The sequence below is a fragment of the Anabaena sp. CA = ATCC 33047 genome (genome assembly GCF_963870205.1).
In the GTDB taxonomy this organism is placed as follows: Bacteria; Cyanobacteriota; Cyanobacteriia; order Cyanobacteriales; family Nostocaceae; genus Trichormus.
In genome coordinates this window covers 20,234-44,788 of sequence record NZ_CAWMSA010000082.1, presented here as the reverse complement: position 1 = coordinate 44,788, position 24,555 = coordinate 20,234, and the positions used below count along the sequence as shown (strand labels likewise).

Genomic DNA, 24,555 nt, shown 5'->3' with positions numbered 1-24,555 from the left:
TTTTCAGGAAAACTCGAACAATGCCCACCCTACAAAAATGTCATTTAGCAACTGTTGCAAGTTGTTTGTGAATGGGTTAATGGGTAAAATTTTGGGGGTTGGTTAGCAATTAACAGTGAAAAGTTATGATGTTGATGATGGCTAAATGATTGGTAAATTTAATTAAAGGTTAACTATAAGTAATAGCTGATTTTTAGCTGGAATAATTTACTGTTTTTTAGTAATTTTTGTCGTGTTTTTAGAATACTTTTATCTAAGTCATCACGCCATGCTTAATCAGAATAGGTGGGCATTGCCAAAAATGTCAAACTCAGGGTTGGAGTAAATTGCCAGCAATGCCCACCCTACAATACCAGATGTGCGTCAGAGCGATCGCTCATTTCCATTACTCTGTTTTAAATCAATCCTTCTGACTCAGCAAATTTACGCAAGCGGGGTAAACATTGGCGTTGATAGAAACTGCTTAAGGTGGGAACAGCTAGCCCAAATTGCTCAGATAATTCTTTCCAACTCACTTCCGGCGGTAGACGTTTGAGAATCAAGACTTGACAGTTAACATCAGGACGGCCTTTAATATGAGTGTTGCGTAACTCTCCGGTAGGATCTGTTTTAATCCAAGTTTCTAATTCGTCTAAAATTGGTGGTGCTTCTGGGGTAGCTGCTAAATTTTCTACAGGATCAATAGTATCACTCTTATCACCTGATTTAGACTGGCGAACCCTTAATGATACTGTTGTCGCCTGTTCTTTAGTTTGATTGATATAAAAATCTTGTAATCTGCGTTTTAAATAGGCATTCAGCCAAGTGACAACACTACCATAGGTAGGATCATATTTCTGCCCTGTCAAACCTTCACAAATGTTACGGCAAAAATACAACCAAGTTTGTTGTAATGCGTCTTGGTAGTAGGGAGTATTCTCCCGCCAAAGTTTTTGAGAACTAAGGCGAATAATTTGCGTGAGTAGCTTCTGACGTTGGGGACTACCAGGGGGATGTCCACAAACTTGAGAAGCTAAGTTACGTAGCTGTTCATCGAATTCTACCATGATCATCAGGGCAAACCAGGCAACAGGTGATAAGCTTCAGCAAGAATATATTATAAGAAAATAGGCTGAAAACCCTTGAGGTTAAGTTTTGGAGCATGGCGGAAAAACTTAGCCGTCCTTTAGGCAAGGGGACGGTAGTTGCTTCAAGTCGGGAAACCCGCCCAACGCACTGCCTCATGAAAGCCAACCAAGGGCTTGAGCATCCAGCGATATATTCTTTTTGTTGATAGATTATGCTTTACAGTTTAGCATAATATCCTAGTTGTTAGGTCGTCGCCATGATAATTTACGAGTTCAAAGTTAAAGCAAAAGACAAGCAATACCAAGCAATAGATGAGGCTATTCGTACTAGCCAATTTATCCAAAACAAGTGTTTACGCTACTGGATGGATAATAAAGGTGTGGGCAAATATGATCTTAATAAATATTGTGCGGTATTAGCTTCTGAATTTCCTTTTGCTGATGAACTCAATTCAATGGCTAGACAATCTGCGGCTGTTCGCGTAGCGTTCCCGTAGGGTACTTTCTTGGAGCGCAATAGCTCGGTTTTACGATAATTGCAAAAAGAAAGTTAAAGGTAAAAAGGGCTTTCCAAAGTTTAAGAAAAACTGTCGTTCTGTTGAATATAAAACAAGCGGGTGGAAACTATCAGAATCTAGGAAAGCAATTACTTTCTCTGACAAAAAAGGAATAGGTACTCTCAAATTAAAGGGTACTTATGACTTAAACTACTATGACATCAAGCAAATTAAACGAGTGCGTCTTGTGCGTCGTGCTGATGGATATTATGCTCAATTTGCCATTGATGTAAATATTAGAGTTGAAACACAGCCAACTCAACAAGTAGTAGGACTTGATTTAGGATTAAACTACTTCATTGCTGATTCTAAAGGAAATGTAGAAGAATGCCCCAAGTTTTACCGTAAGTCAGAGAAACAGTTAAACCGCGCTAATCGCAAAAAGTCTAAGAAGTTCAGTAAAGAAAAAAAGAAAGCCAAGCAAAGGCAGTCTAACAATTACCACAAAGCTAGAAATCGATATGCCCGTAAGCATTTAAAAGTAAGTAGGCAACGAAAAGAGTATTGCAAGAGATTAGCGTATTCCGTCATCCAATCTCACGATTTGGTGGCCTATGAAGATTTAAATGTGAAGGGTTTAGTACGTAATCGACATCTAGCTAAATCAATCTCTGATGCTGGTTGGTACACTTTTCGTCAATGGTTGGAATACTTTGGTCATAAATATGGGAAGGTGACAGTTGCTGTTCCTCCCCATCACACCAGTCAAAATTGCTCTCACTGTGGCGAGAAAGTGAAGAAATCTCTGTCTACAAGAACTCATGTTTGTCCGCATTGTGGGTATGTGCAAGACAGAGATATTAACGCAGCAATCAACATTTTGAGACTAGGACTCAGTACGGTAGGGCATACCGGAACTTACGCTTGGGGAGAGACTGTGCGATTCGTTGGGTAGAAACTAACTCTGAAAGGAGTAGAGGATTACCCGCAAGGAACTGAACCTTGACAACTGAGAGTTTCATGTAGGTGTAAATCCTATCGCGCAAGTGCAGCGTTGACGGCACACAGAACATGGTTCTAAGCCATGTCCCCCAGGGTAGCGACTAGCCATCAATCCCTGAAGCGGGGGTGAAAGGCGGCTCTACTTCAAGCCAATGTAAGTACCCGTCGAGCGAAGTGTCCATGAGTAAGAAAGTAAATCTACGTTTCAACCATCGTGACCCAAAACCAGCGAAATCAGGCTGATATGCTGGAGCCAAAAGGCAAAAGGATATCAGGAATTGGCGGTTAGACTCCCGACCAATATGCACTCCCAATAAACCCGGTGGAGAGTAGAACTCTAAAGACACACAGTATGAACTCTCGGAACGAAGTAACCATTCGTATGCTCTCAGTCAGGTCGATGATTGAGCAGGTGCTAACCGGATGCTGCGAATTGGAAAGATTGAGTCAGAAGCGAATGCCTTGAGTAATGTCAAGGATATGCAGACGGACTCACGATAATGCAGATTGTAGAGGTACAAGTAGTAGTAAATATGTCTAATACGAGTTTAAAGACTACGGTGGAATGGAAAGACATACCCTGGAAGAAAATCGAAAGGGTAGTCTATAAGCTACAAAAGCGCATCTACAGAGCTTCTAGTCGTGGTGATGTAAAAGCAGTTCGTAGACTCCAGAAGACGTTGATGAAGTCCTGGTATGCAAAGTTGATTGCGGTTCGTAGGGTAACTCAGGACAACACAGGCAAGAAAACGGCAGGAGTGGACGGGGTAAAATCCTTATCCCCAGCAGCACGTTTGCGCCTTGTAAAAGAACTCAAACTGAGTTCTAAGGTCAACCCCACTAGACGAGTATGGATACCCAAACCTGGTACGTATGAAAGAAGACCTTTAGGTATACCTACAATGAAAGACCGCGCCTTGCAAGCACTTGTCAAACTGGCGTTAGAACCAGAATGGGAAGCGCGATTTGAGCCTAATAGTTATGGGTTCAGACCAGGACGCTCATGCCATGATGCGATTGAAGCAATCTTCAATGCAATTAGGTACAAAGCCAAATACGTGCTAGATGCCGATATTGCTAAATGTTTTGACCGCATTAACCACGATACACTGCTAAGAAAATTAAATACATTCCCCACCATAAGAAAGCAAATTAAAGCCTGGTTGAAAGCGGGAGTAATGGATGGTAAGCAGTTGTTCTCAACACTTGAGGGTACACCCCAAGGTGGAATAATATCTCCACTACTGGCAAATATAGCCCTTCACGGGATGAAAGAACGGATTAAACAATTTGCGGAAACTCTACCTGGTAGAAAGGCTGGCAACCGCAACAGTATATCTTTAATTCGTTATGCCGACGATTTTGTGATTATTCACGAAGACATAACCGTTGTCCAAAAGTGCAGAGAAATAATCTCTGAATGGTTAAATGGCATGGGTTTGGAATTAAAACCAAGCAAGACGAAACTCTGTCACACGCTTAATAACTGTGGACAAAATAAACCAGGGTTTGATTTTCTAGGATTTACCATTAGACAATATTCGGTTGGTAAGTACCAAACAGGAAAATCAACAAATGGAGATAGGCTTGGTTTTAAGACTATCATCACCCCAAGTAAGAAAAAGCTCAAGATACACTATGACAGAATCGCAGAAGTTATTACGGCTCATAAAGCTGTGTCACAAGTGGCACTTATCAAGCATTTAAATCCTATTATTCGGGGATGGGCTAACTATTATGCGACTGTAGTAAGTAAGGTAGCTTACACAGATTTAGATAACCTTGTGTATCAAAAGCTGGCTACATGGGCAAAACGCCGCCATCCACATAAATCAATGGAGTGGATTAAAAACAAATATTGGCGCACAATAGGCGGTGATAACTGGGTATTCGCAACCAAGGAAAAGGGCAAAAATCCCTTCCGGTTACTTGACCATGCCGACACCTCCATAGTCCGTCATGTAAAAGTTAAAGGAGAATCGTCTCCTTATGACGACAACCTGGTTTACTGGAGTACAAGATTGGGGAAAAGTCCTGAAATGCCTTCAAGAGTAACTACATTACTCAAACGGCAAAAGGGCAAATGCGCTTATTGCGGACTATATTTGCGAGAAAACGATGTGTTGGAAGTTGACCATATCATCCCTAAATCGCAAGGTGGAAAGGATGAATACAAAAATCTTCAACTCCTACACAGACATTGCCATGATACAAAGACTGCTAGAGATAGTAGCACCTTGAAGTATGTGTGAAAGACACTGCATTATTGAGGAGCCGGATGAGGTGAAAGTCTCACGTCCGGTTTTGAAGACCAACGGGGTTGGTGACAACTTCGTTGAGTTTAATCCCTCTTGGGCGATAGGTGAGGCAGCGCGGTCTTGGGGGTCTCCCCCATGAGCGACTGCCGAACCCGTAAGGGTGCAAACCTGTCGTTTAATGGCGAGTCTGTGAATGTAGAATCCCCGTCTCTTTAGAGCGGGGAGTGTCAATACGTGTCACTCTCTTCCAAAGTTTCCTTTAAAGGGGATTGGGATATGTACAGACGTTGCATGCAACGTCTCTACAAGTCTGTCAACTACAACCCTAGCCAATGTAATAAAGTCTCCCACCACGAATTGGTGACATTACCTACAGTCAATTGCATTTTGCGCCGGATGTCTTGGATGTTCCAGTTGGTGAGTTTGGCGAGGGTTTGGGCTTCTTGTTCAAACCGTCTTGGTAAAGAACGTCTGTATTGTTTACCCGCTTGACATTTAACTTCGCCTGTAAAGGGATGTTGTAAGATATATCTGCCTTGGAAAGATTCACGGTTAGATGTGTCTTGAAACATTAAGTCTTCGGGGAATTTGTCGCGGGTGTAGCGCACGTGTAAGCGAGTGATGAAGACGTTACTGACTAGAAAGGGACGACGAAAGTTAGGGGGTATGGGTGCGTCGTTTTGGGAGTCGCCATCTAGCCAAAATACTCCGGCTTGTTTGAGTTCTTCTGGTGTTAAAGGATCAGCTGCACAAGGATCGCAATTACTCATATCCCAGGCATATTCTAAGAAGGCGACTTTTTTACCTTCTTTGGTGTATGCTGTTTGAAATGTGGATTTATAAAAGTCGCCAAATTCTTCTTTGACAAATACAGGGATGTTAACGTTAGAAGGAACTTTGACGGTTCTATAGTTGGTAATTTCGGCTTGTCCTTTGGGTGAGAGGATGTAGACGATTAAATCTTGCTCAGAGGTGGAGTTAATCATCCCTAAGCGAATTGGTAAGATGAATTTGGGTGATTGGTAGGAAATTTGCAGGGGACGAAGCAACTGATAACCGGATTTTTCAAATTTCTCTAGGTTGACTTTGGCGACAAAAAATTTCATTGAGGCACGAATATAAGGCTTGAGTAACTGTTTCGCGCCTCTGGGGATTTTGTAACCATTGCGATTGAGCCAAGTTTCTAAGCCACCGGATTCTTTGGCACTCAAAATGACGATATCATATTCACCTACATTAAACCGCGCTTCGACTGTTACGCCTAAAGTGCGATCGCTTCTTGCTGTTGCTGTTTCATTAACTGCTGCTGATGGTGCTGCTAAAAATACAGGACTTCTTTGGGCAACTGGGGCGCAGGGATCTTCATCAAAATATTCTACTAAACGCGGTGCGCTAAAAGCATCCAAACGTTCTATGATTTTCGGTTCAGCAACGCGGACTTGTTCTTGTTTAATGATTGTAGGTACGGGGACAACCATCGCAAAATCTTTGACTTCGCCTTGATAGTCATTCGCCATCGTTAAAACGGTGCGATCGCCATCTCGTGCAATCACTACCTGAGACGCTTGGTTATATAGTTTGGTATCAGCTTTAGCAACGTAAAATCCACAAAATGCCCAAGCTGTGGGTGCAAAACACAATACAGATATGAATACTAACAATAATGGAATCATCAATCGAAAACGCTGCATTATTTTATACCTCATTTTGAGAGTTATGAGACGCGATTCATTGCGTCCGTACAAGATACTGTTTCTACAGGTTGATCTTGTTGATTTCTCGCCCATGAAAAGCGAGGGGCTGCACAGAGAATATCGAACAGGATGGTTAAGGGTGCCAATATGAACAATGCCCAAAAAACTGCGGTGGGAATAAAGAAATAATTTCGGAGAATAAAGGTGAAGATGGCGATGCTAACTGCCCAAAGGATGCGCCCAAGTCTGGCGTTAGGAATTGAGCGAGGATCTGTCACCATAAACAGGGCAAAAAGCAGCAACGAACCACTCATTAATCGATGCCAATAAACATCCCAAGTCCAACCCAGCCAGAGATTACGCAGGGCTTCTAGTAGGGCGTAAGCACCTAAAAAGGCGGCTGTTGTCTCCCAGCGTCCGATGCGTTGTAAAATCATGCCTCCAGCACCAGCAAATAACAGCCCATACCACCATTCTTCACCCCACTGCCCCGGAGAAACCCAAGCATCAGAGGTGAAAACTAAGGCGGAAATGATGCCAAAGTTAGCCGGATTGAAGAAATGTTTATTGTGGAATTGCCAGAAAAATTTACTGGCGATCGCACTAGCGGCGGCGAAAGCCATCGTCGTCCAATGATCAGCCCGTAATAGTAGGCTGAGTCCCAATGCAGTAATTAAAGCACTGCGGACATTCAGGGGACTGGGGACTCTTGATTGGGGATTGGGGACTGGGTATTGGGAAATAATTTCTCCCTCATCCCCCTCATCCCCCACCCTGCGGGAAGCTAAAGCTACATCCCCCTCATCCCCCCTGCACCCCTGCACCCCTGCACCCCTGCCTCCTAAAATCAACTGAGTAGCCAAACAGGTGGCGATCGCTACTACAATTAATTCTGGTCGCAGTGTCCAATCTCTGGTGCCAATTCCCAAAATCAGGAACAAGCTGAGAAAAAGAATTTGATAATCCCGTATATCTTTGAGCAACATGAACTCGTTCTTCAGGGATTCCCCCTAGATTTTTCCTCAATTTAAACGAGTAGAACCTGAAACGATGTTGCTGTTACAAATTTTGTTACAAAAAAGTGATGAATTTTCAGCGTTAAGTTAAACCTAGCTTACCTTGCTCAACTCATCCAATAGACAGACGGACAAAGCCAAGATATCGCTTCGTTAGTCAGAGGAAATTTCATCTTCACTTATTTAAAATCGAACAACAGTGGAGTAGCAAACAGTGAAGTAGCACTCAAGCAATAAGACCTATCTGGAGGTAATATGCAACACGATGAGTTTATTGGACAGGTGCAACATCGCGCTCATCTCAGTTCACGAGGAGATGCAGAAGTTGCCACCCGTGCTACTCTGGAGACATTAGCCGAACGCATAGCCGGCAACGAACCTCAAAATGCTGCGGCTCAATTGCCAAAAGGCATTGCTCAATATATGCAGCACCAGTATGCTGGTGCTGGTATGCGCTTCTCTTTAGATGAATTTTTTCAGCGAGTCAGCTTGTTAGAAAATGTAGACTTGCCCAATGCAGTACATCATGCGCGTACAGTCATAGAAGTATTGACTGAAGCTATTAGCCCAGGGGAAATCAAAGATATTCGTTCCCAATTACCATCAGAATTTGATCCCTTATTTGAGTCAGGCAGTCAAGGAAAAATGCGCGTTAACACTTAACAGGGGATTGTGATTTTACAGGAGCGTGACACCATGCTATTTCAAAACCGCACAACCGCAGGCCAAACTCTGGCTAGCAATTTAGGAGAGTATGTTAACCAGCCAGATGTGATAGTATTAGCTCTTCCTAGAGGTGGTGTTCCCGTTGCCTTTGAAGTTGCTCAAGCCTTAAATGCACCTTTGGATGTATTGGTAGTACGTAAACTTGGCGTACCCAATCAGGAAGAATTGGCAATGGGGGCGATCGCTTCTGGTGGTGTCCGCATCATTAATCAACAAATTGTCAACGAATTGAACTTTTCTGAGGAAGTAATTGCCAGAGTTGCCGCCCAAGAACAACGGGAATTAGAAAGACGCGAAGCGATGTATCGCGGCGATGAACCTTTTCCAGAATTACAGGGACGCACAGTTATTTTAGTCGATGATGGTTTAGCCACTGGTGCAACTATGTGGGCTGCTGTACTGGCTGTCAGACAAAAGCAACCTAAAGAAATTGTGATTGCTGTACCCGTGGCTGCATCTGAAACTTGTCAGCAGTTAGAAAACAAGGTAGAAAAAATTGTCTGTGCTGCCACACCCAGCCCATTTTACAGCGTGGGTATGTGGTATGAAGAATTTCCCCAAACTACAGATGAGCAAGTCCGCGAGTTGCTGAAGAAAGCTAATAATCATCAACCATTATCTCCTGTTGGGGATTAGTGATTGGGGATTGGGGACTGGCTGCTCTCCTGCTTCTTCCTAGCCTCTAGTTTTGATGTTTCCAGAATTTAGACAATAATATGAAAATACCACTAGAAATTACTTATCGCAATCTAGATAAAACAGATGCAATTGATAACTTAATTAAAGAAAAAGTAGCCAAGTTAGAGAATGTTTGCAGTTATATCAATAGCTGCCATATTGCTGTCGAAAAAATACACGATCGCCCGCGTAGTGGTTCGCCCTACCGTGTGAGAATTGACATGACTGTACCACCAGGACATGAACTGGTAGCGGAAAGCAATCCGGCTCAGGGTGTGCAGTATGAACCACTGGATGCAGTCATCCGCAATGCGTTTGATGCAGCCCGTCAAAGATTGCTGAAACTGACCGAACGCCAACAACAAAGCGATCGCGCCCAAGATCAAGAAGCGATTGGCGCAAACATAGGACTAATCACCAAACTATTCCGGGATAGAGGCTATGGCTTCATCAAAACTTTAGAAGGTAGAGAAATATACTTCCACAGAAATAGTGTCTTACATCACGACTTTGACCGCTTAGAACTCGGTACAGGTGTACATTTCACAGTAGAGCAAGGTGATGAAGGGCCGCAAGCAACCACTGTCAAGATAGTTGATAAACCCGGTGCGCGTGCAGGTAAATCTGATCACCCCGTCATTGAACCGCCCTTAGACTGGAGGGAGTAAACCATGAACAGTCAACTCAAACAAACCGCATCTCAATTACTAGCAGCCATGCTGTCTAACCCTCATATTTACCCCCAAGTCAGCGATGAAGGGGGCTGTGGCAAAATGGAACAGCAATTAATCTTGATAGCTGTAGAAATGGCGGAAAGCTTAATTCAACAAGTTGACAACGCCCATCCCCAAACCGAAAAAGAACTACAGCCAACCACAAATTGATAGGAAAATACATAATTTTTCCTAACTAATATATCTGTAGAGACGTTGCTATGCAGCGTCTCCAAATTATCAATCAAACATCTCTAAACATTTGCATAACCTTGAATATTTTCTGGTTCAAATTGACGCAATACGCGAGTAGCTTCTCGGATTAACCCCTCATTTCCCTGGACAATAATTAAATATTTACCAGCATTCAGACGGTTACGGTAAGACAAAGCATCACCACTACCAACAGTTAAACCAACTAATCTACCTACTACCCACGCACCTAACGCACCAGATATAGCTCCTAACAAACCAGCAATCAATTGATTACCAAATGCTGTAGCTTGAGGGAAAATCTCAATGCTTGTCAACCAATTAAAAGCATAGCCAGCAATAAATCCAAAAGGAATAAGCCAATACAACAGGCGATTTACTTGTCTGCGGGCTGGTTTTTCAGGATTAATTAAACCAAATTCATCAGCACTTTTATAACCCTGTCCCAAAATATTAACTTGTGATTCTGATAATCCTTGTTGTTCTAGAGCAGAGTAAGCCGCTTCTGCTGTGGTTCTTTCAGGTAAGACTGCAACTAGATAATTCATAATAATTCGTACTTCGTAATTATTTACAGCAGCTTGCAGGTAAAGCAAATCCAAACACTAATCATAAAATTATTGTGGTGCGGGCATCTTGCCCGCTACATCCGCTACTTGTGTAAGTAATTTAATCTATATCTAGCTAATAATATATATCCAAAAAATAAATTGGGAATTTCTCAACTTTTAGTTAATTTGCCTGAGATTCCAGGCTATTATCTATGAGTTCGATAATTCCCAAAAAATTAATTACTACTACTGCTATTAAGCACAATAACTGTGATAATTCCTAATTCCTTCTAACTAAAGAAAGAAATTACCTACAGCTATTCTGGTTTTTTGTGCCAATTGCCATCTTTGCCCTTTTCGTAGTCACGCTTAACAGCACTCCAAGCCACACGAAAGGCGCGTTCTTCTTCCTCATATTCTTGTTCAGCATTATTAAAAGCTGCTCGAAAAATCTCTTGGGCGTGTTGTGGTAAATGTTCTTTGACTGAATCTGGTAAGTCTTGAATTTGTTTGTAAGGCATTAATTCAACTCCTTTACCGACTTGCATAGGGTGCGTCAGAGCCAATAATTTGGTAAAAATCAAAAGATTTTTGACATCTGACGCACCCTACTAATGTGCTAGTTGCTTAAGTCCTGGTTTAGATAATCATTGAACATATTAAAAAACAAAACTCACCCAAGATAGAAAAATTTAAACTCATTTTTTGTAAACTTTCACTAAAAAAACAAAATCCCCACCCTTCAAGAGTGGAGATTTTTGCTAAATTAGTGAAATTAAGCCTTAACTAAGTTTGAATTACTGATTTACACCTTTGCCAATTCAGGTGCGGGGCGTTTGCTGTTGCGAATGTTGGTAATTGCTTCAGCGTAATCCTTAGCGTTGAATACAGCAGAACCAGCAACAATCGCATTTGCACCTGCTTCTAGTACCTGCCAAGTATTGTTAGCTTTCAGTCCGCCGTCTACTTCAATCCAAGGATCTAAACCGCGCTCATCACACATTTGACGCAGCTTACGAATTTTAGGTAATACTTCGGGGATAAAGCTTTGACCACCAAAACCAGGGTTAACGCTCATAATTAATACTAGGTCACACAGTTCTAGAACATATTCAATTAGTTCTAAAGGTGTACCGGGGTTGAGTACAACACCAGCTTTTTTACCTAGTTCTCTAATTTGTCCGAGAGTGCGGTGTAGGTGGGGGGAAGCGTTATGCTCGCAATGTACAGAAATAATATCAGCACCAGCTTTCGCAAAGTCTTCTACATACTTTTCTGGTTCCACAATCATCAAGTGGACATCCAGAGGCTTAGTTGTAACTGGACGAATCGCCTCCACTACCAGAGGACCTATCGTAATATTAGGTACAAAACGACCGTCCATTACATCAACATGAATCCAATCAGCCCCAGCCGCGTCTACAGCACGAATTTCGTCACCTAGACGACTAAAGTCTGCTGATAGGATAGATGGAGCAATAACAATGGGTTTTTCAGATCGGTTTTGGGTCATGGCTAGTGGGTTTTTAAGCGTTCTCGTCTGTAAGCATTGTAACAAAACACTGTAACAAAATATTGAGAATTTTGGAAATTGGAAGAGACTGGGGACTGGGGACTGGAAGGGACTGGGGACTGGGGACTGGGAGATGAGGGAGCGGAGGAAGAAAAACTAATGACTAACGACTAATAACTAATGACTAATGACTAATGACTAATGACTAATGACTAATAACTATGACTAAAAAATTAACTTGGATAATTTGGGGTTTAGGTGCTTCCTGTTTAAGTTTGCCGGTTTTGGCTTCGGCTTTACAAACTTCTTTGGAAAGTAATGGTATTGATGTTTTGAAGTTACATCAACCTCCTTATAATTTGCTCGGTCGTAAAATTGCTATCGGTCAGGTAGAAATCGGTCGTCCGGGGATGTTTGGTTGGGATAAGGCGGTGTCTAAAAATCGTGCGGTATCTTTGGCGGCGGTTTTTTTACGCAATGCACCTGCTAAGTCTAATAATGCTGTTGACCCCCATGCTTATAATGTGGCTGGCGTAATGGTCAGTAGGGATAAGGGTTTACCTGGTGTTGCTCCTGAAGCGAGATTATATTCTTCTGCGGTAGGTTCTACAAAAAATACGGGTCAAGCGGAAGAATGTTTATCAACTCAACATATAGCTTTGCAAAATGGCGGTGATGTGCGTGCGATTAATTTTAGCTTTGGTGAACCTCTTAACCGTGACCCCCGGCCTGATGCTGTTTTAGATGGTAATGCTCTATTAACGCTATGTGTTGACTGGTCTAGTCGTGTTCATGATGTTGTGTATGCGATCGCAGGTAATCAGGGTAAAGGTGGTATTCCTATTCCTACAGATAATTTTAACGGAATCAACGTGGCTTTTTCATCCCGTCGGCAAGGAATTTTTAATAAGGTTGATGTTTCCAATCTGGCGGGTGTAAATCAAGGTGCTAGCCGTCGTCTAGCAGGTAAGGAATTTAATTTGGATGGGCGACGCGCTATAGGTATAGTTGCACCTGGTAGTAATATTCCTTTGCTGAATCCTGATGGTAAATTAAAGAAAGTTACGGGTACTAGCTTTGCTGCACCTCATGTTACAGCTATGGTGGCTTTGCTGCAAGAATTTGGCGATCGCCAACTCCGCACAAAACAACCCAACTGGAGTGTTGATAGTCGCCGTCATCAAGTGATGAAAGCTGTCTTACTTAATTCCGCCGAAAAAGTTCAAGATAGTGGTGACGGTTTGCGCTTGGGAATGACGCGCACACTCATTGATAAACAAAACCAAGATTGGCTGGCTTCTGACGCTTACACAGACCCCAAAATCCCTTTAAATGCTCAAATGGGAACAGGTCACTTAAATGCTTTTCGCGCTTATCAACAGTTTAGTGCTGGTCAATGGCATCCAGATACTAATGTTGGGTCAATTGGTTGGGATTATCGACAAGTTGCGGCAAATAATGCTGTTGATTATACCTTAACAAAACCGTTAAAGCAGGGTAGTTTTGTTTCTGTTACTTTAACTTGGGATCGTTTGGTCGAACTCAATGATGACAACAAAAACCAAATGTATGATATCGGTGAAAACTTTAGCGATCGCGGTTTGAATAATTTAGACCTTTATCTTGTCAAAGCTGACGCTCAACAACCCGATGCTGGGGTAATTTGTGCTTCCGTTAGTGAAATCGATAGCGTAGAACACATTTTCTGTCCTGTTCCCGCTAATGGTAACTATAAAATTCGTGTGCAATTTCGGCAACAAGTCAATGAAGCAAATCAACCCTATGGTTTAGCTTGGTGGACTGTTCCTGCTAGATAAATCAAGTAAATATTAAGTAGGGTGTGTTACAGCTATGACAAGGATTTTCGCGTTTGAGAGAGTAGGAATTAGCCGGAACGCACCGTATTTATTGGTGCCGTACTCTCAGCTAACACACCCTACAATTTAAGGTTTACTTAATAAATAATCTCTTAAACACAGCGCAACTCAACTAAATAAATTTAATTTTTCTGTAGTAAAAAATACTATTTTATCATTTATTATATCATAAAAAACTCTAAAAATGTGCTTTTTACTTCTTGACTGAAAACTACCGTTACCAAAACTGTAACCGCCCAAATTTTGAGTAAATGCTAATGCAATATTTAGTTATAAAGACAGCATCAACGTCAAGTTTAGTAAATAGATAAAAACTTCGGCACGTGAGGTAATATAATGAGTCGGCTGAAATCTAGTGATGTAAAAGCAAATTTCATTCAAAGACGTTACGCTGTGAACTTGGGAAGACGTTATGTTTTAGCAGCAGCTAGCGTAGTTTTTTTCAGTGTTATGGGCTATCCCCAAGTGAATAACACTACAAGTGCAGTTGCCGAAACCAAATTATCTTCCACAGAGTACCCATTGCAAAACAAAAGTAATGACCTGTTTTGAATGTAATCACCGATGTCGATGTTAACGTTCAACTAGAAACATAGATTGGGTTTATTTGCGTAAACCCTAACTATTTTCATAACATACAGTCTTAAATTCTACTTGATTTGTACCAGGGTTGTAGAGAGTATAGCTAGCCTTACCTGGAGTGCGTCCCACATTTCCCACCCCAATAACTTGACGTGGGTTAATAGTAACAGTTTGAGTGGGTAATTGCTGGTCAAGAGTAATTAACTCTGTAGTGATAGAACCAGTGTGCAGTTGATACTGAAAAGTTAAACCAGAACGACCACAAAATAAGTTATTTGCTTGCATTCTTGATAGTCGATCAAGCATTTGAATGGGGGAAGATTCCGGGGTAAGTTCATCATCCACACCTACAGTTGAACCGTGGACTAATAAACAATCCAATTCAAAAAAACCAAAGTCGAGCGATCGCAACCATTGTACAGTCTGACGGGAAACACTCTCCCATAACATCCCAACAGTATCACCCCCATATTTTGCCATCAAATCAGGAGCCTCCCCACTTCCCCCCAACCCATGCAAAATCAAACATTGTTCTTCCCACCAACCTTTACAAATCAAAGGTTCTAACTCTCCCCGACGTGGATTAAGTACCCGTTCCACCAACTGCTCCGTTTCTACCCTAGGCCCCACCAAATCACCCAAAATATACAAAGCTGCTACACTCTCACCCTGAAGCTTAATATCCGCCATGACAGCCTCATAAGCCAGAAAATTCCCCTCAATACCACTCAAAATCGCCCACATACTCATACTCTGCGCCCCTCCGCGTTTCCTCCGCGTACCTCTGCGTTAAAAAAAATTATCTCGTACAAACATGAGTCGGATCATCCGCTCGTTCTGCAAACTCCAACCCATTTGCTAAACGCCAAGCAAAAATAGCAGGTAAACCCTTCTCAATAATAGCTGCACAGGTTTTATGGTAGTTGTAAGCTACCTCTCGCAATTGGATTTTTTGAGTATCCATGTCATAAATTACATAGGTGCAATTTGGTCTACCATGTCGGGGTTCGCCCACCGAACCCACATTGACAATTTGCTTGAGAGGCGAATTAAAGCTAATTTCCTGGTTTTTTTCGCCACCATTAACCCGAACTTGTAACCGTCCAGCGTCCAGAGTTCGCACATAAGGCACATGAGTATGACCACAAAAAAGCACATCTGCACCTGTAGAAATTACCCTTTCCAAAGCGACGAAAGCATCTAATTCTGGTAACAAATACTCATGGTTGCTATGGGGGCTACCGTGAACAAAAGCTAAGTTATCTTCTTTGAAGCTGTGAGGTAATTTAGCTAAAAAATCCCGATTTTCTGGGGTAATTTCTTGATTAGTCCACTCATGCGCCTGTATTCCTCTTTTCTCCGCTAATAAAGAAGGATAGCTACACTCACAAGCATTGAGTCCTTCAACAATATCTTCATCCCAACAACCTACACAGGTAGGAATGTCTAAAGCGCGAATTTTTTCAACAACTTGATTAGGATATGGGCCATATCCTACCAAATCGCCGACACAAAAGATTTTCTCGGCTTTTTGCTGGTCGATATCTAGTAACACAGCATCCAAGGCTTCATAATTACCGTGAATACATGACATAACTGCTATTTTCACGCTTGCGTCTCCTCTAGTAGAATCTCTTTCACCTGTTGTTGGTATTGCACAATCGCCGCATCAGATAAACAGCAATCTGATAATGTTTGTTTTAAGGCGGCTTTATCTAAGTTTTCTCCGACAATTTCTAGTCCACTAAAACGCTGAGGTCTACCTTCTAAGTGACGGGGTAAGTCTAATTCTAAAAAGTCTGTTTGAGGAACACCTGCGACGAAATCACAGTATATTGCTCGACCATCGTTAACGTCAAAAATTCCCTTGGCACGGGTGACAATACCGTAAGCACCGTGGGTGATTTCGTACCAAAATTCTTCTAGACTGTCTTCATCAATAACTTGACCGTTGCTAGCTGCCCGCCATAAACTTTGAGCAGTATCACTGTGGGTTGGTGCGCCACGTATAATCTTGTTTGCCCAAGTATGGAATTCAGAGTTTTTCAGGTCTGGTGGGACAACGGCTACAGTACGGTAAGGTAGAGGATCTAATAGTTGTGCTAATTGTGCGATCGCTCCCAATTCTAGGTAAAATCCCCATTCAATGTAAACCGCATCTGCTTGCGGTATGTGGTTGAGAAATTCACCTTCTTCACCCTCACCAAAGACTTTTATCCCTGGAAATTCCGTAGATATCCGGGTTTGATCAATGGGAACAGTTCCCGTCCCCGGACTAAAATAAATAACTTTCTCAACAGCAGCAATATCTCGTAGCTGTTGGCAAACCCAGGTAGTTTTTCCCGCCCCAGATGTACCAGCAACGACGGTAATAATTGGTATAGACATAATTAAATGATAAACATTACAGTACCATCCCGGTAATCTTGTGCGATCGCAGCAATCAAACCTTGGGAATTAAACTTTAAATTTTCCATCATTTCCACACTTCAAATCATAACTAATAACATGTCCGTTTGAATAGTTATCATATCTGTTGGGGTAGGGAACAGGGAACAGGGAACAAGAAAAGAGAAAAGATCAGCATCGAAAACTTATCATAAGTAATTAGCCGGACATGATATGATAACTAATCACTAATGACTAATAAAAAATGTAGAGACAAGAAATTACCTATCTCTACATAGCACCTACTAAATTAGCACCTACTCCAGCCGAAACTTAGTGAAAACTAGCATTGTGTCGCACTAAATTCATAAACTCTTCACGAGTCCGCGCATCATCCGCAAATATACCACGCATTGCGCTAGTCACAGTCCAAGAACCTGGTTTCTGCACCCCACGCATCACCATACACATGTGAGTTGCTTCTATCACTACTGCAACACCTTGAGGTTTGAGTAAACCTTGCAGTGCATCAGCAATTTGTAGAGTTAGACGTTCTTGTACTTGTAAACGCCGAGCATACATTTCACAAATGCGGGCTATTTTCGATAATCCTATCACCTTGCCATTAGGAATATAGGCAACATGAGCGCGACCAATAATTGGTAGTATATGATGCTCACAAGAACTGAAAATATCGATATCCCGAATTAACACCATTTCATTGGCATTTTCTGTAAAGACTGCTCCATTCAGCAGTTCATCTAAAGATTCATGATAGCCTTTCGTGAGAAACTGCAAAGCTTTCACAACTCGCTTAGGAGTATCTTTTAAACCTTCTCTGTCAGGGTTTTCTCCTAATCCAATCAGCAATGTCCGCACAGCCTGCATCATATCTGCTTCTGTGACAGTTGGTAACTGCTGAGTAGATAAAGATGGCACCACCTGAGCAGCAGAATTTATATCGGGACGAATCGATAAAGTCATTTTCTTTGGTTTGATTGCTGTAAATTATTAATTAGTTAATAGCTCAAGAATTAAATATCAATTAGTGGAGCTTCAAAGCCGCTTATTCATTAGCGGTTAACCCAGAATTTATGTTTAATTTTGGGTTCTGACTCCTGAGCTTTTTCTTGATAACTATTAACTAAGGTTGCTGATTACTTAACACTCCTTAATCATACCAAACAATTGTTAAGTTGTGTATAAATTTTTTGAGCATCTAATTTTCTGCCAATAAACACTAATTGATTTTTAGGAGAAGTGCGCCATTCATCAGCATTTAAGTTATAACGAGGCCCACTCAGTTGAAAAATATGGCGTAATTCACTATCACTAAACCATAAAATACCCTTAGCGCGGAAAACATCCTTGGGCATTTCCTCAGTTAGAAAATCCTCAAATTTATGAACATCAAAGGGTCTATCAGACTGGAATGAAATTGACACAAATCCATCATTTTCTAAATGATGAGAGTGATGGTGATGATGATGGTCATGGTCATGGTCGTGATGATGGTGTTCATGCTCGTGGGAATTTTCGACATCTGTGTACTTGTTTGTTGGTGTTAAACCCACACCTAAAATTAATGGTAGTGGTACTTGACCATATTGAGTATGTAGAATTCTCGCACCTTCTTTAATATTGTGAATATCATCTTCTAACTCGTGAATTTTGTCTGGAGTAGCTAGGTCTACTTTATTCAGGAGAATAATATCTGCATAGGTAATTTGTTTGAAGGCGGCTTCACTCTCAAAATGTTTCTGGTCAAAAGCCTCAGCATCTACTAACGTGATAATTGAATCCAGAGTAGTTAAATCTCTCAGTTCTGTTCCCAAGAATGTCAAAATAATCGGCAATGGGTCAGCTACACCAGTAGTTTCAATAACTAAATAATCAATGCGTTCTTCTCTTTCTAAAACTCGATAAACAGCATCAACCAAATCATCATTTATGGTGCAGCATATACAGCCATTACTTAGTTCCATCATACCTGCGTCTAGAGAAACTAAGAGTTGGCTATCTATATTAATATCACCAAACTCATTTACAAGTACGGCAACTTTTAAATCTTGTTTATTCTTGAGAATTTGGTTGAGCAGTGTAGTTTTACCACTACCTAAAAATCCTGTGATGATGGTAACGGGTAGTCCCCGTTTAGGGATGTATGGAAAATTGTCGTAAGTTGGTGCGTTTATGGGATTCATATCAATCACTTTGGTTGCTGAACAAAGCAACCGACCATTTTAGTATACAATGAGAATCATTCTCATGCTAGCGCAAAAAAAACTTTTTTCAGAAAAAGTGAGTTGGATAGAACTAATAGCAATGCTGCAAACAGCTTATATAGATAATCACCTGTAAGTTTTCAGGACTAACACAATTGCTACATTACTAGGGTGCGTGTGAGCCGACAAGGTGATAGGGCGACGCTTGCAGGGACACCCCCTACAGGAATTCGGGGGTTTGTGAGCGACTGCTTCGATCTGGAAACAGGCCGATATAGGCGTGTTTTCGGTCAGATTGGGCAATATTACAGAATGTAACAATCATACCTGACTGCATAAAACTGACAAGTCGGACTGAATAAATAAAAGAGTTTTAGTTTTGGCACAAAACTTACACAACTACTTCCATATTTTCCAGATGTACTGGGTGGGGAAGTTGACAACAGGAATAAAGTAGCCAAACTCAAACCCACGATTTGATGTTTTACTGCTACAGCAAGTGTTATGTCTGAATATCAACTGCAAAATCACCAGGGTAAATATTTAACACCATTTCAACGCAAATTATTAGAAAAGAGTTTACAAGAGAATATATCAACATCCTACCGCCAGCGTCTTGAAATTATGTTACTGGCGGATGAGGGAAAATCTCAAACCGTAATTTGTCGAAAATTGGGTTGTTCTCCAGCGACTGTCAGACATTGGATGCACATTGCTCGCGCTGGAATAGCTCATCAATGGCAAGATTGTCCGATTGGTCGTCCGAAGACAGTAAATGACCAATATATGGAAAGGTTGAGAGAATTAGTTAATAGTAGTCCCCGTGATTATGGATATTCTTTTACGAGATGGACAGCCAATGCTTTAGAGAAACATTTGGCTAAAGAATTGGGGATAGAAATTAGCGATCGCCACATTAAAAGACTGCTCAAACAAATGGGTTTATCCACCATTCCTAGAAAGAATCAGCCACAAAATAATAATCAAATTAATTCCGGAAAAATTGCCATTGACAACCTTGAGTCTGCAAATATTCCCGAAAATCCAGATTTATTTCCCTTCATTTCCACTACATTAGAAGCTTAAGATAAGTATGTCAAACAATCTATCAACACCAACAATTTCTCTAGAGAAATTTAACAATACTATCGGGTATACTCTATCAGAAGCCGAATTTAACCAATGTCTTCATCAAGTTAAATTTCTCAACCCCAAAGTCGGAAAATTTTGGACAGGAACAGATGTAGAAGCTGGTATTTATATAGTTATAGCTGGTAAAGTCCGTTTGTTGGATGATGCAGGTGAACTGATTACATCTTTAGAAGCAGGTGCATCATTTGGGGAGTTTACATTATTTCCAGAGGCGAAATTTCAGCCTTATGCAGCGAGAGCGAGTGTCAACTTAAATTTATGTTTTATTCCCAGTGATGTCTTATCACCTTTAATGGCAAAGTATCCCCAAATTAGCGAACATTTGCGGAGTATTGCCAAAATTCGTCATTCCTTAATGGGAAACTCTGAGGACACACCCACAACAGAAACAGTTACATCCCAAAATAATGACCAAGCTGAAATATTTTCCACACCTGTAATTGAACAAAAGTCAGACCGAAAGATTAGTAAAGCCTATTTTCCCACCCCTAGTCAACGTGTTGGGCATTTATGGCAAAAAACCTGGCGACGCTATCCATTTTTTGCTCAACAAAGCGGCTCAGACTGTGGTGCAGCTTGTTTAGTAATGATATCTCGCTATTGGGGTAAACGGTTTAGTGTTAATCGCTTGCGGGACATTGCAAATGTAGACCGTAATGGTGCATCTTTACGGGGTTTGTCAGCAGCAGCAGAAAGCATCGGTTTTTCAACTCGACCAGTTAAAGCCAGTTTAGATCAATTAGCTAAACAAAACTTACCTGCAATTGTTCACTGGGAAGGAAAACATTACATTGTTGTTTATGAAATTACTTCTAAACACGTAATTGTAGCTGACCCTGCTATTGGTCAACGCACCCTCTCCCACCGGGAATTTAAAGCTGACTGGAGTGGTTACGCATTGCTGCTACAACCAACAGCGATGCTCAAAGATGCCAAAGAAACTTCTACACCCTTTTGGCAGTTTTTTGAGTTAATCAAGCCTTACTCTTTAGTAATGTTGGAAGTATTTGTTGCTTCCGTATTTATACAAATATTTGGACTAATTACACCTTTATTTACTCAATTAATTTTAGACAGGGTAGTTGTACAACGTTCAGAATTAACTCTCACAGCCGTCGGCATAGGACTACTAATTTTTAGTTTGTTTAGAGTGGCGATGATGGGGTTACGGCAATATCTACTCGATCACACAGCTAATAAAGTAGATTTAGCCTTGATAGTAGCATTTATTCGTCACACATTGAAACTACCTTTAAGTTTCTTTGAATCTCGTTATGTGGGTGACATTCTTTCCCGTGTTCAAGAAAATCGTAAAATTCAACGCTTTTTATCAGGTGAAGCCTTATCTATCCTTTTAGATTTAATGACTGTGTTTATCTATGTAGGATTGATGTGGTGGTACAGTTGGAAAATGGCATTATTGGCGTTAGTTATTGTGCCACCTTTTGCGGCGTTAGCGTTGATTGCCACACCATTTTTACAAAAAACTTCTAGAGAAATATTTAATGCGATCGCTAATGAAAGTAGTTATCTAATTGAAGCCTTAACTGGTATCAGAACCGTTAAAGCTACAGCAGTTGAACAAACAGTCCGTTGGCATTGGGAAGACTTATTAAATAAAGAAGTTACAACCAACTTTGCCGGGCAAGTTATTAATAACCGATTGCAAATATTTAGTAACGCCATTCAAGGATTAATTACCACTGCCTTACTCTGGTTTGGTGCTTACTTGGTAATTCATGATCAATTAACAATCGGGCAATTGGTAGCATTTAATATGCTCATGAACAATATTGTTACCCCATTCCAACGCCTAACAGTTTTGTGGAATCAATTGCAAGAAGTGATTATTGCTGTAGAACGCATTAACGATGTTTTAGACGCAGAACCAGAGGAAAATTTACTGGAACAACCACGGCAAAATTTACCCCAGCTTCAAGGACATATTAGATTTGATAACGTGACATTTCGTTATCATCCCGAAAGTGAGTACAATATCTTAGAAAATCTCAGCTTTACCATCAAACCCGGTCAAATGGTTGCACTTGTAGGACGCAGTGGTTCTGGTAAAACCACCATCTCTAAATTAGTTTTAGGGTTATATCCTCCCACAGATGGCAGAGTATTAATTGATGGACAAGATATTACCAGCTTATCTTTAAATTCCTTACGTCAACAAGTTGGGGTAGTTGATCAAGACACATTCTTATTTGGCGGAACAATTAGAGAAAATATTAGTTTAGCAAATCCAGGAGCATCTTTAACAGAAATAATTGAAGCAGCAAAATTAGCAGGTGCTGATGAGTTCATTAAAAAGCTACCGATGGGCTACGAAACCCAAATTGGTGAAGGTGGCGGATTATTATCTGGTGGACAAAGACAGCGCATCGCTATTGCTAGAGCATTATTAGGTAATCCTCGATTATTAGTTTTAGATGAAGCAACTTCTCACCTTGATACCGAGTCAGAAAGAATTATTCAAAAGAATTTAAATACCATCCTCCGAGGTAGAACTACATTAGTTATTGCTCACCGTCTCTCGACAATTCGTCAAGCAGATTTAATTTTAGTCCTTGATAGAGGTGTATTAATCGAGAGTGGTACCCATGAAGAACTAATGAAGAAACGAGGACATTATTACTATCTCACCCAGCAGCAAGTAAAAGGAATTGAATAAAACAGCAAGAATTCGCTGTTAAGTAATTGTAAGTGATCAAAAGATAATCCTCATTTTGATTTAAGTATTCACTCTGCAAGATGCCTAACATCACATTATTAAATGAAAGGGTAGATAGCCTACCGATAGAAGCTAAAATTGAAACAGAACATTTACCTGCACCAACTTTAGATACTCCTACTGATGATTGGTCTAATACCACCAAAGAATTACTAGATAGCTTACCGCAAGTTTGGACAAGAGGATTACTATATTTTTTAGTTATCTTCGTATCTATAATTTTACCTTGGGCAATGCTATCTAAAGTTGATGAAACTGGAACAGCTAGAGGCAGATTAGAGCCTAAAGGTAAGACAGTTAGACTAGATACACCTGTAGTGGGAACTGTCGCCGAAATTAGTGTCAAAGAAGGCGAAGCAGTTAAAGCAGGACAGACATTATTAACTTTAGATTCAGAATTAACAAAGGCAGAACTTAGACAAGTTCAAGATAAATTAGAAGGACAATTAAATCGACTTTCACAGCTAAATTCATCTAAAAATCAATTAGTTGTAGCTTTAGCTACTCAACAACAACAAAACCAATCTCAAGAGTTAGAAAAGCAAGCTCAAATTGACCAAGCACGGCAAAATCTTGAGGCTTTAATAAATGCCTATAATTTTCAAAAAGAAGAAAAATTATCTCAAGTTAACCAAGCAAAGCAAGCAATTAGCCATAGTCAGACTTCTAGTATTTTAGCAGCGAGTAGTTTAGCTAGTAAGCAGCGAGAGGTAAAACGCTATAATAAACTTCATCAAGAAGGAATTGTTCCCGAAATTAACCTAGTAGAAAAGCAAGATATTGCGAAAGAAAAACAAAAATTATATGAACAAAGTAAGGCAGATGTAGAACAAGCAAAATTACGTTTAGCCGAACAACAGAGTAGTTACGAAAGAAGTATTCGCCAAGCGAATGCAGATATAGAACAGGCTCGTCTACGTTTATCTGAACAACAAAGAAGCTATCAAACTTTAACCCGTTCTGGTAAGTTAGCCCTATTGAAAATTGAAGAACAACAAAAGAATTTAGATACAGATATTACTGCCCTACAATCAGAAATATCCCAGACTAAGAGGCAGATTGAATCATTAAAAATACAGTTAGAACAGCGCAATTTAAAAGCACCTGTAGCTGGGTTAGTCTTTCAGTTACCAATTCAAAAAGCTGGCTCTGTTGTTCAACCTGGCTCAATGGTTGCAGAGATTTCACCCCAAGGTTCACCTTTAATTATTAGAGCGCAAATGGCCACTAATGAAAGTGGATTTTTGCGGACAGGATTACCAGTTAAGTTAAAATTTGATGCTTACCCTTTCCAAGATTATGGAATTGTAGAAGGTAAATTAATCGAAATTTCTCCTACTACATCAGAAATAGACACTCCTAACGGCAAATTAGCAGCATATAACTTAGAAATCGCCTTACAAAATCACTGTATCCCCTCTGGCAATAAATGTATTACCTTGCGTCCTGGCGATACCGCAACGGCTGAGGTTATTGTGCGTCAACGCCGCATTATTGATTTTCTGATTGATCCGTTTAAGAAATTGCAACAGGGAGGGGTGAAGTTGTAGAAGACTTCGCTCCCCTTGAAAGGTGTACTGCACCTAACTGAAAAACGCTGTATGTAAAGTTTCAACATCCAGACAATAAATCACTAACTCATTTTTAATTCTTCTGAACAAAATTG

General features: G+C 40.7%; 21 protein-coding genes and 1 pseudogene. 11 read left to right on the top strand and 11 right to left on the bottom strand.

What is annotated here, in order from left to right; translation table 11 throughout:
- Positions 1-395: 395 nt before the first annotated feature.
- Positions 396-1,046, bottom strand: coding sequence for a hypothetical protein (locus AACS98_RS22285; protein ID WP_066384218.1), 651 nt, complete (start codon positions 1,044-1,046; stop codon positions 396-398).
- Positions 1,047-1,324: 278 nt separating this feature from the next.
- On the opposite strand from AACS98_RS22285, the pseudogene AACS98_RS22280 reads away from it, so the two are divergent.
- Together AACS98_RS22280 and ltrA are read left to right on the top strand one after the other, a co-directional pair.
- Positions 1,325-2,519: pseudogene (locus AACS98_RS22280) on the top strand (RNA-guided endonuclease InsQ/TnpB family protein).
- Between the two features lie 580 nt (positions 2,520-3,099).
- Positions 3,100-4,818 (top strand): group II intron reverse transcriptase/maturase, encoded by a 1,719-nt coding sequence (gene ltrA, locus AACS98_RS22275; protein ID WP_066384243.1) that lies wholly within the window; start codon positions 3,100-3,102, stop codon positions 4,816-4,818.
- 323 nt (positions 4,819-5,141) lie between these two features.
- On the opposite strand, the gene AACS98_RS22270 is transcribed toward ltrA, so the two are convergent.
- Both AACS98_RS22270 and AACS98_RS22265 read right to left on the bottom strand, forming a co-directional pair.
- Positions 5,142-6,515, bottom strand: coding sequence for a DUF2330 domain-containing protein (locus AACS98_RS22270; RefSeq protein ID WP_066384215.1), 1,374 nt, complete (start codon positions 6,513-6,515; stop codon positions 5,142-5,144).
- A 23-nt stretch (positions 6,516-6,538) separates the two neighbouring features.
- Positions 6,539-7,504: an RnfABCDGE type electron transport complex subunit D gene (locus tag AACS98_RS22265; protein ID WP_066384212.1), complete on the bottom strand. Its 966-nt coding sequence runs from the start codon at positions 7,502-7,504 to the stop codon at positions 6,539-6,541.
- Between the two features lie 285 nt (positions 7,505-7,789).
- Between AACS98_RS22265 and AACS98_RS22260 the strand changes: the two genes are divergently transcribed.
- The 4 genes from AACS98_RS22260 (at position 7,790) to AACS98_RS22245 (ending at position 9,822) form a co-directional block, all read left to right on the top strand.
- Positions 7,790-8,197, top strand: a complete 408-nt coding sequence (locus AACS98_RS22260) for a DUF2267 domain-containing protein (RefSeq protein WP_066384210.1) — start codon at positions 7,790-7,792, stop codon at positions 8,195-8,197.
- Positions 8,198-8,230: 33 nt separating this feature from the next.
- Entirely contained in the window at positions 8,231-8,896 is a 666-nt protein-coding gene (locus tag AACS98_RS22255; protein WP_066384231.1) for a phosphoribosyltransferase, read from the top strand.
- 80 nt (positions 8,897-8,976) lie between these two features.
- A complete protein-coding gene (locus AACS98_RS22250; RefSeq protein WP_066384207.1) occupies positions 8,977-9,606 on the top strand; it encodes an HPF/RaiA family ribosome-associated protein in 630 nt (209 codons plus the stop codon).
- Positions 9,607-9,609: 3 nt separating this feature from the next.
- Positions 9,610-9,822, top strand: coding sequence for a hypothetical protein (locus tag AACS98_RS22245; RefSeq protein WP_066384203.1), 213 nt, complete (start codon positions 9,610-9,612; stop codon positions 9,820-9,822).
- Positions 9,823-9,905: 83 nt separating this feature from the next.
- On the opposite strand, the gene AACS98_RS22240 is transcribed toward AACS98_RS22245, so the two are convergent.
- The 3 genes from AACS98_RS22240 to rpe all read right to left on the bottom strand — a co-directional run bounded on the left by AACS98_RS22240 (position 9,906) and on the right by rpe (position 11,928).
- Positions 9,906-10,412, bottom strand: a complete 507-nt coding sequence (locus AACS98_RS22240; RefSeq protein WP_066384229.1) for a hypothetical protein — start codon at positions 10,410-10,412, stop codon at positions 9,906-9,908.
- Between the two features lie 320 nt (positions 10,413-10,732).
- Complete coding sequence (locus AACS98_RS22235; RefSeq protein ID WP_066384228.1) at positions 10,733-10,936, bottom strand: ChaB family protein; 204 nt, start codon at positions 10,934-10,936, stop codon at positions 10,733-10,735.
- A 284-nt stretch (positions 10,937-11,220) separates the two neighbouring features.
- Entirely contained in the window at positions 11,221-11,928 is a 708-nt protein-coding gene (rpe, locus tag AACS98_RS22230; RefSeq protein WP_066384202.1) for a ribulose-phosphate 3-epimerase, read from the bottom strand.
- Between the two features lie 221 nt (positions 11,929-12,149).
- Here rpe and AACS98_RS22225 point away from each other — a divergent pair, with 221 nt between their 5' ends.
- On the top strand, positions 12,150-13,745 hold the full coding sequence (locus AACS98_RS22225; RefSeq protein ID WP_066384200.1) for a S8 family serine peptidase: 1,596 nt from the start codon (positions 12,150-12,152) through the stop codon (positions 13,743-13,745).
- 396 nt (positions 13,746-14,141) lie between these two features.
- Complete coding sequence (locus AACS98_RS22220; RefSeq protein ID WP_066384198.1) at positions 14,142-14,357, top strand: hypothetical protein; 216 nt, start codon at positions 14,142-14,144, stop codon at positions 14,355-14,357.
- A 66-nt stretch (positions 14,358-14,423) separates the two neighbouring features.
- Here the strand turns inward: AACS98_RS22220 and AACS98_RS22215 are convergent, their stop codons facing one another.
- The 5 genes from AACS98_RS22215 to AACS98_RS22195 all read right to left on the bottom strand — a co-directional run bounded on the left by AACS98_RS22215 (position 14,424) and on the right by AACS98_RS22195 (position 18,979).
- Positions 14,424-15,137: a metallophosphatase gene (locus AACS98_RS22215; RefSeq protein ID WP_066384195.1), complete on the bottom strand. Its 714-nt coding sequence runs from the start codon at positions 15,135-15,137 to the stop codon at positions 14,424-14,426.
- A 49-nt stretch (positions 15,138-15,186) separates the two neighbouring features.
- Positions 15,187-15,996, bottom strand: a complete 810-nt coding sequence (locus AACS98_RS22210) for a metallophosphoesterase family protein (RefSeq protein ID WP_066384191.1) — start codon at positions 15,994-15,996, stop codon at positions 15,187-15,189.
- Positions 15,993-16,775 carry a CobW C-terminal domain-containing protein gene (locus AACS98_RS22205; protein ID WP_066384184.1) on the bottom strand — a complete coding sequence of 261 codons (783 nt, stop codon included), beginning with the start codon at positions 16,773-16,775 and terminating at the stop codon, positions 15,993-15,995. Before AACS98_RS22205 ends, AACS98_RS22210 begins: the two co-directional genes overlap by 4 nt.
- Positions 16,776-17,108: 333 nt before the next feature.
- On the bottom strand, positions 17,109-17,759 hold the full coding sequence (folE, locus tag AACS98_RS22200; protein WP_066384183.1) for a GTP cyclohydrolase I FolE: 651 nt from the start codon (positions 17,757-17,759) through the stop codon (positions 17,109-17,111).
- A 191-nt stretch (positions 17,760-17,950) separates the two neighbouring features.
- Positions 17,951-18,979: a CobW family GTP-binding protein gene (locus tag AACS98_RS22195; protein WP_066384181.1), complete on the bottom strand. Its 1,029-nt coding sequence runs from the start codon at positions 18,977-18,979 to the stop codon at positions 17,951-17,953.
- Positions 18,980-19,504: 525 nt separating this feature from the next.
- Between AACS98_RS22195 and AACS98_RS22190 the strand changes: the two genes are divergently transcribed.
- The 3 genes from AACS98_RS22190 (at position 19,505) to AACS98_RS22180 (ending at position 24,439) form a co-directional block, all read left to right on the top strand.
- On the top strand, positions 19,505-20,086 hold the full coding sequence (locus AACS98_RS22190; RefSeq protein WP_066384179.1) for a helix-turn-helix domain-containing protein: 582 nt from the start codon (positions 19,505-19,507) through the stop codon (positions 20,084-20,086).
- Between the two features lie 7 nt (positions 20,087-20,093).
- Entirely contained in the window at positions 20,094-22,829 is a 2,736-nt protein-coding gene (locus AACS98_RS22185) for a peptidase domain-containing ABC transporter (protein WP_066384176.1), read from the top strand.
- Positions 22,830-22,909: 80 nt separating this feature from the next.
- On the top strand, positions 22,910-24,439 hold the full coding sequence (locus AACS98_RS22180) for an HlyD family efflux transporter periplasmic adaptor subunit (RefSeq protein ID WP_066384174.1): 1,530 nt from the start codon (positions 22,910-22,912) through the stop codon (positions 24,437-24,439).
- The last annotated feature ends 116 nt before the right edge of the window (positions 24,440-24,555 follow it).